This window comes from Corynebacterium sp. HMSC22B11, assembly GCF_001815965.1.
Taxonomy (GTDB): domain Bacteria; phylum Actinomycetota; class Actinomycetes; order Mycobacteriales; family Mycobacteriaceae; genus Corynebacterium.
The window spans coordinates 1-11525 of record NZ_KV823506.1 but is presented as its reverse complement, the minus strand read 5'-3'; the positions used below and the strand labels follow the sequence as shown (position 1 = coordinate 11525).

Genomic DNA, 11525 nt, shown 5'->3' with positions numbered 1-11525 from the left:
TGTCGCGACTGATGACAACAGCGGAAGTAGAGGGATTTGAACCCCCGGATGGTTGCCCATCGCTGGTTTTCAAGACCAGTGCATTCGGCCGCTCTGCCATACTTCCGTGCGCGGGTTAGCTTACCCGGTGCCCCTTTAAACCGCACACGGAACTGTGCCACGCCTGGCCCATCGGGGCGCGGGGACGCGCTGGAGGGGCCAACTTGGTGACTCTTACCGGTTTTGGGCCGTGCCGTGCCACAAAACGGGCAAAACCTGACACGCTACGGCCCAAAACGCTTCTTGCTCATTCGGCAGGCGGGCGTGCGGGCTCGGGGTCCACCTTGGTGACTCTTACCGGTTTTGGGCTGTGCTGTGTCACGTATCGGGCAAAACCTGACACGCTACGGCCCAAAACGCTACTCGCTGGCCCAAACGCTTCGAGCCCGCCGAAACCAGTCCTGCGGCCGGGCGACGCTGGGGTCCGGTCCGCAAGCGAACACGAGATCGCCCTAGGCCAGGACCTTCGACTCCGCGATGCCCTCGTCCATCCGCCGGTTGTAGCTGTCCAGCCCCTTGCGCAGCACCAGGCCCAGCAACAGCGCCGGCAGGATGAACACCAGCAGGCCCAGGAGGTCCAGCCAGTAATCGCCTTGGTAAATCCCAGCGATGGAGGAGCGGAACGCCCGGATCGCGTAGGTCGCCGGCAGGAATGGGCTCATGGACTGGAACCAGCCCGGCAGCAGCTCCAGCGGATACGCGCCACCCGCGCCAGAAACCTGGAACACCAGCAGCAGCACGCCCAAGGCCTTACCCGCGTTACCGAAGGAGATCACCAGCGTGTACACCACCAGCATGAACACCATTGAGCTCAGCCAGCAGGCCAGCGTAAACAGGAACGGGTGCGCGGGCTCGATGCCCACGAAGAAGATCAACCCGGCCGCCATCAGCAGGCTCTGCACCGTGCCGATCAACGCGAAGATCCCGAAGCGCCCCAGGTAGGCCTGCGCGCGGCTGTAGCGCTCCGGATCCAGCGCCTCCTCGGTCTCGTCCCCGCGCTCGGAGATGCGGGTGTGCACCACGACTGAGGTGATCAGCGCGCCGACCCACAGTGCCAGTGCGCCGTACAGCGGGGTCATGCCCGTGCCGAAGCTATTCACCTCGTTCAGCGGTTCGCGCTTCACCGCCGTGGGGTTGGCCATGTGCTGCGCCAGCAGGCTCGGGTCGTTGCCGATCATCCGCGCTAGGCGGGAAAGATCGCCGGTCTCGCCGGCCCGCTTGATCTCCCGGGCCAGCTTGTCGGCATCATCCGCGCGCTGGTTCAGCTTCTTGGACAGCTCCGCGGTGGCTGCCTGCATCGATCCCAAAGAGTCCGCGAGCGACGCGTCCCCCAGCGTGCCCTTCGCCCGCCGCAGGTCCGCCTTCACGCCCTGCACGCTCTGGCTGAGCTGCTGCACGGAGTCACCAAGCTTTGCCAGCTGGGGCTGCAGGTCGTTTGCGTAGCTGTTCCTGGCCTTATCGACGGCCTCGACAGCCTTCGCGATCGCGGATTTACTGTCCTTCCGCGCCTGCTCCATGTCCGTCTTGCCGGAGCGCAGGTCCTTGGCGGACCGGCGGAAGGTGTCCCGCAGCTCGGTGGCCCGCGCGATGGACTCGTCGATGTTGCTCAGCACCCGCTGGTACGCGGGCTTCGCGGTGATCGGCAGTGCTGGGGCCACGCGGGTCTCCAGCGTGTTGCGCAGGTCATTCAGCCCGCCCAGCTGTGCGTCGAAGCGGTCGGCCATCCGGTCCAGCTCGTTCGCGGAGGCCTCCGGGCTGCTGTTCGCGCGCCCGAAGACGCGGTCGATACTGTTGCCCACCGCGTTGTAGCTGTCGCTGGTGGCCTGGAGGGACTCGCTCAGGGACGACGCCGCGTCGGCGAAGGTCCGGCCCAGGTTGGCCAGCGCCTCGTCGCTCGCGCCGGAAGCTCCGCCAGAGCCACCGGGGCCGCCAGTTCCGCCCAGGTTGAGGGCATCCATCTGGGCCCCAGCGGAGTCCGTGATGCGCTCGGCACTTTGGGCGAGCGGGATCGTGGACTCCACCAGGGAGGACAGCGAGGACACGGAGTTGCTGCCCTGCCGCAGCTGGCGGGACACCCCGTCGACGCTGGCTTCCATGCGGTCGAGAACAGCCTTCGTGTCCCCTTCCGTGAGGACCTTGTTCAGGTCCTTGACCAGCCCCAGGCCGACGTTGTTGACGACCTCGGAGAAGGACTCGTTGATCTGGTCGATCGCGCCGGTAGCTGCCTGCTCCGTGATCATCGGGGCCAGTGAGTTCTTCTTCTGGTTCGTGTACATCGTCAGCTCCGTGGGCTCGGTGCCGGCGATGTAGAAGGTCATCAGGTCCTTGGAGAAGCTCGGCGGCAGCACGATGCTGGCGTAGTACTCGCCGGAGCGGGTGCCCTCGAGCGCGTTTTCCTTGGTGGTGATGGTCCAGTCGATCTGTTTATTCAGGCTCAGCTGGGCCAGCACCTGCTCGCCCAGGTTGAGGTTCACCTGCGCGAGATCGGTGTTGTGGCCCTCGTCCTCGCTGCTCACCGCGATCTTGAGCTCGTCGGTGTTATCGAAGGGGTTCCAGCTGGCGAGCACGTTGAACACGGTGAAGACCAGCGGAACCACGGTGAGCCCGAAAAGCACGATCATGGTGATGACGTTCTTGCGGGCAGACCGCAGGTCATGGTGCAGGATTTCGCGGATCTTGCTCATTAGTTCTCGCCCTCCTGCTTCTCGACGTCGCTGTTGCCACCGTTATCTCCATCGGCGCCTTCGCCACCGTCGGCGGCCGCATCGCCGCCCCCGGCCTTCTCGGCGTGGGCGCGCGCGAGGTGTTCCTCGTGCTCGTCATCGAAGGTATATTCCTTGGACCCGGCCGCCTGGGTGGCGGCAACGTACTGCAGCTCATCGCTATCCAGGTCGCCCAGCTCCTGGGCGTGCAGGTAGCTCTGGCCGGTGTACTCCCGCGCGCCGATGATGAAGATGATCAGCAGCGCCCAGGCGATACCGATCGCGAAGATTGCGGCGCGTTCGGTGTCGAAGACGGCGTTGACCACGCCCAGCACCGCGAGTCCGATCAGCCCGATGATGGCCGTCCGGAGAATCTGCTTCGGGGTGTCCCGCAGCACCTTGGCCGTGCGCTCCTCGGTGAATTCGTTGAATTGCTCGTGGTTGTTCAGCGCGTGGATGACGTCCGCCATCCGGTAGCCGGAACCGACCACCTGAACCTTGTCGGAGACCAGCAGGCCGGAACGGGCGAGCTGCTGGTTCAGGATCAGGTTCACGTGCGACAGGCGTCGTCGGGCGACCATGCCCACGAACAGGAAGACCAGGGAGAGCAGCCCCAGCATCCCGAGCGCCTGCCAGTAGTGGGCGCCGTAGAAGCCGCCGATGGTTTCGCGGGCGGCGTCGATGCCGTAGGTCATCGGCAGCAAGGGGTGCACGATCTTGAAGAAGTCGGGCGTCATCTCGATGGGGTAGAGCCCGGAGGCACCCGGGATCTGGATGAACGCCATACCCACCGCCAGGCCACGGCCGATGTGACCCAGCGCGGAGACAAGCCCGTATATCACCCCGAGGTATCCGAACCCGACCAGCACGTTCGTGAGCGTGTACAGCGTTGGGCTGACGGTCTGCACGCCGATCAGCAGGTTACCGATAGACACGATCAGGGCCTGACCCACCACGAAGGCAGAGAGCAGTAGGAAGCGGCCCCAGAAGGCCTGGCTGACACTCACGCGACGGGCGGCCTTGCCCAGGTTGTCGGTGTCAACTTCCACGCGGAAGATGACGACCAGCACGAACGCGCCGATCCACAGCGTCAGGTTCGTAAACAGGGCTGCCATGCCGGAGCCGTAGGTCTTCACCGGGTACATCGGCTCGTTGACCAGCGTGGCCGGGGTGGCCATGAACTGCCCGACGTCCTCGGAGTTCAGCCCGCGGACGGTGCGGAAGGCCTCGTCGTCGCCGAGGCTTAGGGCCAGGACGTCCGTCTTCGCGTTCTCGACCCCGTCCTGCAGGCTGCTGAGGTTGCCCTTGAAGTCATCAATGACGTCGGTCGTGGCGCCGATCTGCCGATCCACGCCGTCCAGGACGTTCGAGGCCTCCCTGAGCAGCGACTGCTGGGAGCTCAAGGACCCGGAGAAGGAGCCGGTGGCCGCGCTCAGCCGGTTGATCGCGCGGTTGAGCTTGGGCAGCGTGTCTCCCGTGGTGCTGTTCAGCCCCTTCGCGGAGTCCCGTGCGGCGGCTGCGGCCTGCGTCAGCTCCTCGGAGCTTTCCCGCAGCACCTTGGCGGTTTCGCTGGTGCTCTTGCCCGCGGCGTTGAGGTCTGCGAGTAGCTGGCGGTTGGCGTTGTTGCTGCGCTGCAGTTCGTCGATGGTGGCGTTGAGCGGGCCAGCGACGGTTGGGCCCACACCTGCGGCGTCCATCAGACCGCGGAGCTGCGCGATATTACGGTCCCCGAGGTCGACGAGTTGGGTGGTCTGCTCGCTGGCGCCGGCGATCTGTCGTCCGGCCTGCTCGGCGGCGCTACTGACCCCGGCGACGGAGGAGTTCGCGGCGGCCGTGCCCTCAGCCAGGGCGGCAGTGCCCTGGGCGTAGGCGTCGCCGGCGGAATCGGAGAAGTCCGCGACCATGCGCTGCACGATCGCGACGGACTTATCGACCTCCGCGAGGGTGGACTTGGCGTCCTCAAGGGTGCCGTGAGCGGAGTTCAGCGCATCCTTGGTGGCGGCGATGGTGGGGCGGGCGCCGGCCACGCGCCCCTTCATTTTGTCCAGGGATTCCTGGCCCTCGTCCAGTGTCGCGAGGGTGTCGTCCAGCCCGGTGACGGCCTTGTTTTTGCTGTTGTCGAGGCGGCCGGAGATGCTGTTGCCTTCTTCCCGGACCTTCTTGGATGCCGTCTCGCCCAGCTGCTTTTTGAAGGAGCTGGTGATCTGGTCGTTGATCGCGGACGCGCCGGCATCGGTGATCAACGGGGCGACGGCGCTGAGCTTCTCATTCGGCCGGTAGATCAGCTGCGGCTGGCTATAGGTTCCCTGAAATGTGGAGAGGAGATCCCGGGAGAAACGGTCGGGGATCTCGATGCTGCTGAAGACGTCGCCACGCGCGAGGGCGTGATCGGCCTCGGATTTGGACATAAATTGCCAGCCGAGCTCGTCGTTTTCTTTGAGCTCGGCGACGACCTCGTTGCCGATGTTCAGCGACCCCGTGAGCGGCGATGACGCGCCGCGATCTTCGTTGACGACGGCTACCTTGATGTTTTCGGTGTTGCCGTAGGGGTCCCAGAAAGCTGCGACGTTCACCCAGGAGTAAAGCGCGGGAGTGATCATGACTCCGATGAGAATGACCCACACTTTACGGACACTCACGAGACGCTTGAGGTCTCGAATAAAGATCTTCCAGGCGGTGTTCACCACGTGACCGTACCATTTTTGGAGGCTGTTGAGCACTCGTTGCTGCCCGGAGGGGAGGAGGGGCGCCGCGCCTAGCGCAGGAGAAATGCGCTTAGCGGGCAAATTGACTCAGCTGGGAGCTAAGTCGCTGCCCTCAGCAGGCCTAAATCGGAAGGATGCGGGTGATCGCGCCCAGCTCCGTCAGCTCCGTGGCAGCGTCGGCCCGCCCCGGCGCTTCGCCCCGCGGTGCACGGTAGGCCAGCGGGGACCCGACCTCGGCCCGGCTAAGGACTCGCCAGCGCAGGAACTCGTGGGCCACCTCGCGCCGGGCGATATGGGTGAGCCACAGTTGCCGGCCCACGAGCGCGGTGGCTCCCGAATCGAAGCTCAGCATGTACTCCCGGTCGCCTAGCTGGCTGTGTTGCAGGCCGCCCAGTGAGCGCATGCCTTCCGGTTGAGCTGGCAGGTCCAGCACCGTGATGCGGCGCACCAGGCCCAAACGGTGCTCGGAGCCCTGCGCGCTGCGCAGCCGAAGTGGCTCGCCGGGGCGGCAGCGCAACACAGCCTCGTACTCCCACATCACCGGCTGCATCAGGGAAGCCGACGCATCGGCCGAGCCGCGCTGGTTCCGCCGTCCCCCGCGGCGGGACGAGCCGGACCGACCACCACGGCTGGCCGTGGCGGGCCGGGCGTGTGGGGCGGGGAAGCGCGCCGGGCGAATCACGGCCCAGCCGCCGCCGATCGTGGCCACCCGCTCGGGAGCTCCGGCGTTTGCCCCCAATTCGACGCGTGCCAGCTGCTGGGCCTCGGGGGTGGCGCCACGTGGAGGCGTGGTTGCGTCCCCCGTGCTTGCAGCAACGTTTGCGGCCGCAGCGCCGTCAGCGCCGTCCCCATTGTCATCTCCAGCGCCACCCCGGCCTGGTTCGAAAGCCCACGGATGCACCGCCAGCTCAGCATGCAGGGCCGCGAGCAGCTCCTCATCCGAAGAGTTACGGGCCACCCCCAACGGCTCCAGGCGCGCGAAAAGCTCCGCGAAGGAAAGCTCCGGCTGTGCCTCCCACGCCTGCTGCAGTACCTGCATCACCCCGGGAATCCGAGTGGGATCTTTCATCAATACCTCTTAATAACCGAGCGTTCAGGGGGAGACGTCCTAAAAATATGGGGGGGTCGAACAGGAACCTATCCGACACACAGTGCCCGGGAAATTTTCATTAATGCTGAAGATAGCCGACAATAGGGGTGAAAACCGGCAGCGCAACAACCGGCTACCGGTTGATCCACCTCACGAACACGGCCTAGCAACGTCGCTAGCCCAGATAAGAATGGGGGAGCTGATGAGCGCACCCAAGAATCGCGATTCGGAGAACACCGTGGTCGAACGCGATGCACAGGACACCGGCACCACGGCCACCGCCACCACCGCGCCCGCCCCGGAGCAGAAGGTCGACGCCGACCTCATCACCGAGCGCGCCGAACAGGAGCAGAAGGCCCGCCGCCGCGCCGTCGTCGGCCTGTTCGTGGGCGTCCTGCTCGCCATCCTCGTCTACGCAATCTTCCCGGCCGATGCCGCGGACGTCGTGAACAGGGCGCACCCGGATGCGGAGAAGGGCCCCTTCGACGCTGACGCGCTGCGCATCACCGCCGCGATCGCCGTCCTGATGGGCGCCTGGTGGATGACTGAGGCCCTGCCGCTGGCAGCCACCGCCCTGGTGCCGCTCGTGGCCTTCCCGATCCTGGGCGTGGTGCCGTTTAAGGAGGTCTCGCCCTCCTACGCCAACCCGACGATCTTCCTGTTCATGGGCGGATTCATCCTCGCGCTCGGCATGCAGCGTTGGAACCTGCACCGCCGCCTCGCGCTGCGCGTCGTGACCCTGGTGGGCACGAAGCCGAAGCAGATGGTGCTGGGCTTCATGATCGCCACCGGGTTCATGTCCATGTGGGTCTCCAACACCGCGACCGCCGTGGTGATGCTGCCGATCGGTATGTCCGTGCTGGGGCTGACCGCCGACATGGTGGGTGGCTTCTCGAAGCAGAAGAAGTTCTCCACCGCCCTGATGCTGGGTATCGCCTACTCCGCCTCCATCGGCTCGCTGGGCACCATCATCGGCACCCCGCCGAACACCCTGATGGTTGCCTACCTGCAGGAATCCCACGACATCCACATTGGTTTCGGCCAGTGGATGCTGGTCGGTGTGCCGATGGCTGCCGTGTTCATGGTGCTGGCCTGGCTCGTGCTGATCACGGTGTTCAAGCCGGAGATGGACCAGATCCCGGGTGGCCGTGAGCTCATCCAGGAGGAGCTGGAGAAGATGGGTGCGATGTCCCGCGCGGAGAAGACCGCGGGCTCCATCTTCCTGCTCGCCGCCCTGGCGTGGGTCTTCGTCCCGGTCATCTCCGACTGGGCTGGTTGGGAGCACAACATCGACGACGCCACCATCGCCATCACCGCCGCGATTCTGATGTACATGCTGCCGGCCGACGGTTCCGGTAGCCGCGTCATGGACTGGGAGCACACCAAGGAGGTCCCGTGGGGTGTGCTGCTGCTCTTCGGCGGTGGCCTGGCGCTGAGCTCCATGTTCGACAAGTCCGGCCTCTCCCTGTGGATCGGTGAGGTCGCCCGTGGCCTGGGTGGTCTGCCGATCGTGCTGCTGATCGCCGCGACGGCCATCGTCATCCTGGTGCTGACGGAGTTCACGTCGAATACGGCGACGGCCGCGGCCTTCCTCCCGATCATGGGCGGCGTGGCTGTCGGTACGGGCCTGACCGCGGGCAACGACATGAACGTCCTGCTGCTGACGGTCCCGGTCGCCCTGGCTGCTACCTCGGCGTTCATGCTGCCGGTCGCAACGCCGCCGAACGCGATCGCTTACGGCTCGGGTTATGTCCGCATTGGCGACATGGTGCGCGGTGGTCTGTGGCTGAACCTCTTGGGCATCGTCCTGATCACCATCGTGACCTTCGCGCTGGCGGTGCCGGTCTTCGGGCTGACGCTATAGCCCGCTATTAGGAAAGAGCGCGCCACTCGGGAGGGGGGCGCGCTCTTTTTATTGCCTAGCTTTTATTGCCTAGAGCTGCGCTAGAGCTGGGCCAGGGCGCGGCGCAGCGCCGGGATCAGCTCCTCGGTTTCCGCCTCATCGGTCACCGTGATGCGCACGCCCTCGCCTGCGAAGCAACGGGTGAGGATGCCGTGCTCCTTCATCGCCGCCTCCAGGGCTTCGGCTTTCTCTCCGACGGGAAGCCACAAAAAATTGGCCTGTGAAGGTACCTGGAGCTCCTCGGGCAGCGACTCGATGACGCGCTCGCGCTGGGCGACCGTCTCCGCCACGCGCTGCTGCAGCTGCTGCTGCGCTTCCTCGCCGATGCTTTCCAGGCCCGCGACCTGGGCCAGCGCGTTGACGCCGAAGGGGATCGCGACCTTGAGCAGTGCTTCGACGAACTCCTCGGAGCCCGCCAGGTAGCCCAGGCGCACACCTGCGAGGCCATAGGCCTTGGAGAAGGTGCGGCACACCGCCACATTCGGGAATTGCGCCATCAGCGCCAGCCCGTTCACGCTGGCCGGCACCCCGGCCCCCTTGGTGCCCGCATCCCCGGCCAGCCCGGAGCGGTCGTATTCGATATAGGCCTCGTCCAGCACCACCTGGACGTGCTCCGGCACCTGAGCCACAAACTCGGCCAGCTGAGCCTGCGGCACCACCGTGCCGGTGGGGTTATTCGGATTGCACACGAAGATCAGTCGCGTGCGCTCTGTGATCGCGGCGAGCATGGCGTCCAAATCGATGCAGAAATCACTGCTCAGCGGCACCGCGACCGGCCGCGCACCGGCGATCTGCGTGAGGATCGGGTAGGCCTCGAAGCTGCGCCACGGGAACACGACCTCGTCGCCGTCCTGGCAGGTGGCCTGAATGGACTGCAGGCACAGCGCGCTCGACCCGTTACCGACCGCGATGTTCTCCGCCGTCAGCTCCGGCGCACCCGGCGTGCGGGACAGCCAGGTAGCGAGCTCGCCACGCAGGGCTGCGACCCCCATGTCCGGGTATCGGTTCAGTCCCGCCGCAGCATTCGCCACCGCTTCCTGGACGGCGGGCAGGGGTGCTGCGGCCGTCTCATTGGAAGCCAGCCGCAGCGCATCCGGCAGCGCCTTTCCGGGAACGTATGCGGGAAGTTTGGAGAGATCGGAACGTACCATGCCTGGCATCGTACTCCGCCGGAATGCCTGGTCGGCGGCGTTTGTCTGCCTCACACCCGTTGTGTATGCTTGAACATCGTCTAGTCAGGCGGGTTCGCCCTGTCCTGATCAGATGCTGGAGACGTGCCAGAGTGGCCGATTGGGGCTCCCTGCTAAGGAGTTGTCTGCATTGCGCGGACCGGAGGTTCGAATCCTCTCGTCTCCGCTCTTCAACAAGGCTGTTCGCTGATGAGCTGCCGAAACCGTCGAGGTTTCAAGCTGCCCAGTTCTTGTGGTGAGGCGCTGGGGTTTTTCAGCTTCGGACAGTGTTGTGGGGCGTGTGGTGCGCCTGTGGTGGTCCGAGTGGATTGTGCCGTCGCGTGGCCTTGTTGGAGTACTGCGCCCGTAGCTCAACGGATAGAGCATCTGACTACGGATCAGAAGGTTAGGGGTTCGAATCCCTTCGGGCGCACTCCTATGACAGCGTCGTCGCTGCCCAGGTGGGTGGCCACGGCGCTGTTTTCTTTCTACTTTCTTTTTAACGACGTCAGAAGGGCCGCCACGGTTCATCCCGTGGCGGCCCTTCTTGTGTTTCCGCGCCAGCCTGGCGGCGGGGTTAAGCGCTTAGACGTCCTCGCGGAGCATGTCCTCCAGGGACTTCTCGCTCAGCAGGTATGGTGCGATCTCCAGCACGGTGAAGGCGCCGGTCTGGCCGGACTCCTTCAGGCGGTGGGCGGCGCGGCCGTATGCGACCTGCACGGCTGCGGTGAAGTCTGGGTTGCGGTCCAGCTCCAGGGTGTACTCCACGGTGTGGTGGGTGCGGGTCGCGCCCAGCTCGCCGGTGGTGATCACGTGGCCGCCGTGTGGCATGCCGGTGTGGTTCTTGTCGAACTCCTCCTGGCTGATGAAGTTCACCTCGACCTCGTAGCCCACGAAGTAGTCCGGCATGGTGCGGATGTCGTTCTCGATCCGCTCCTTCAGTGCGGCGTCGTCGCTTTCTGGGACGACGAAGCACTGGCGCTTGTGGGCGTTCTTGCCGGTGATGCCTTCGGCCTCACCGCGGCGAGCCTTGTCCAGGGCTTCCTCGGCCGGGAGGGTGTACTGGACGGCGGAGGCCACGCCCTCGATGCGGCGCAGGGCGTCGGAGTGGCCCTGGGAGAGGCCTGGGCCCCAGAAGGTGTTCTGCTGCGCGCCCGGCAGCACGGCGGCTGCGTACACGCGGTTGAGGCTGAACATGCCCGGGTCCCAGCCGGTGGACACGACGGCGACGTTGCCGGCCTTCTCGGCGACGTCCTGCATCGCGGAGTAGTGGCGGGCGACGTCGCGGTGGTTGTCGTAGGTGTCCACGGTGCAGGCGTACTTCGCGAACTCCGGTGCCTGCTCCGGGATGTCGGTGGCGGAGCCGAGGCAGAGGTAGAGAACGTCGATCTTGTCTGCGTATTCAGCCACGTCTGCAACGGGGATGACCGGCGCGTCGGTGTCGAGGCTGTCGCGGCGCGAGAAGACGCCCACCAGTTCAATGTCGCTGGTCTGCTTGATGACGGCTTCGACGGACTTGCCGAGGTTGCCGTACCCCACGATGCCGGCCTTGATTGTCGCCATGCGTGTTCCTTTCGTTGGAGTGGCTTGTTGTCGGCCTTCAACGTTACGCCGATTATTCGGGCCACCACTAGGTTTAGGCACGCAAAAATTCCATTTTTTGGTGCGTGGAGCTGCGATTTGTCGCTTCTGTGGGGTGGCATGTATAGTTATGCCCTGTTGCGCCCGTAGCTCAACGGATAGAGCATCTGACTACGGATCAGAAGGTTAGGGGTTCGAATCCCTTCGGGCGCACGAGTTCAAACCCCTGGTTGGTGGCTTCGGCCCCACCAGGGGTTTCTTGCTTTTTGTGGCGAGTCCGGAGGGGGGTTAAGTAGCAAAAAGGGGTTAAGGGTCAAAATGTGTGTCTGGCTCGGC

6 protein-coding genes and 4 tRNA genes are annotated in these 11525 nt (G+C 65.2%); 4 read left to right on the top strand and 6 right to left on the bottom strand.

What is annotated here, in order from left to right:
- Positions 1 to 21 precede the first annotated feature (21 nt).
- The 4 genes from HMPREF3088_RS07175 to HMPREF3088_RS07160 form a co-directional block, all read right to left on the bottom strand.
- A tRNA-Ser gene (locus HMPREF3088_RS07175) sits at positions 22 to 106 on the bottom strand.
- A gap of 385 nt (positions 107 to 491) precedes the next feature.
- Positions 492 to 2723 carry a YhgE/Pip domain-containing protein gene (locus HMPREF3088_RS07170; protein ID WP_070759091.1) on the bottom strand — a complete coding sequence of 744 codons (2232 nt, stop codon included), beginning with the start codon at positions 2721 to 2723 and terminating at the stop codon, positions 492 to 494.
- A complete protein-coding gene (locus HMPREF3088_RS07165) occupies positions 2723 to 5425 on the bottom strand; it encodes a YhgE/Pip domain-containing protein (protein WP_256374475.1) in 2703 nt (900 codons plus the stop codon). The genes HMPREF3088_RS07170 and HMPREF3088_RS07165 overlap by 1 nt, the downstream gene beginning before the upstream one ends.
- 142 nt (positions 5426 to 5567) lie before the next feature.
- Entirely contained in the window at positions 5568 to 6515 is a 948-nt protein-coding gene (locus HMPREF3088_RS07160; protein WP_246818105.1) for a hypothetical protein, read from the bottom strand.
- Between the two features lie 223 nt (positions 6516 to 6738).
- Between HMPREF3088_RS07160 and HMPREF3088_RS07155 the strand changes: the two genes are divergently transcribed.
- Positions 6739 to 8400, top strand: coding sequence for an SLC13 family permease (locus HMPREF3088_RS07155; RefSeq protein ID WP_246818104.1), 1662 nt, complete (start codon positions 6739 to 6741; stop codon positions 8398 to 8400).
- An 80-nt stretch (positions 8401 to 8480) separates the two neighbouring features.
- Here the strand turns inward: HMPREF3088_RS07155 and HMPREF3088_RS07150 are convergent, their stop codons facing one another.
- Entirely contained in the window at positions 8481 to 9590 is a 1110-nt protein-coding gene (locus tag HMPREF3088_RS07150; RefSeq protein WP_210401512.1) for a pyridoxal phosphate-dependent aminotransferase, read from the bottom strand.
- 117 nt (positions 9591 to 9707) lie between these two features.
- Between HMPREF3088_RS07150 and HMPREF3088_RS07145 the strand changes: the two genes are divergently transcribed.
- Together HMPREF3088_RS07145 and HMPREF3088_RS07140 are read left to right on the top strand one after the other, a co-directional pair.
- A tRNA-Ser gene (locus HMPREF3088_RS07145) sits at positions 9708 to 9795 on the top strand.
- Positions 9796 to 9968: 173 nt separating this feature from the next.
- Positions 9969 to 10041: transfer RNA gene (locus HMPREF3088_RS07140), tRNA-Arg, on the top strand.
- A 152-nt stretch (positions 10042 to 10193) separates the two neighbouring features.
- On the opposite strand, the gene HMPREF3088_RS07135 is transcribed toward HMPREF3088_RS07140, so the two are convergent.
- A complete protein-coding gene (locus HMPREF3088_RS07135) occupies positions 10194 to 11171 on the bottom strand; it encodes a diaminopimelate dehydrogenase (RefSeq protein ID WP_012361163.1) in 978 nt (325 codons plus the stop codon).
- Positions 11172 to 11329: 158 nt separating this feature from the next.
- Here HMPREF3088_RS07135 and HMPREF3088_RS07130 point away from each other — a divergent pair.
- Positions 11330 to 11402: transfer RNA gene (locus HMPREF3088_RS07130), tRNA-Arg, on the top strand.
- The last annotated feature ends 123 nt before the right edge of the window (positions 11403 to 11525 follow it).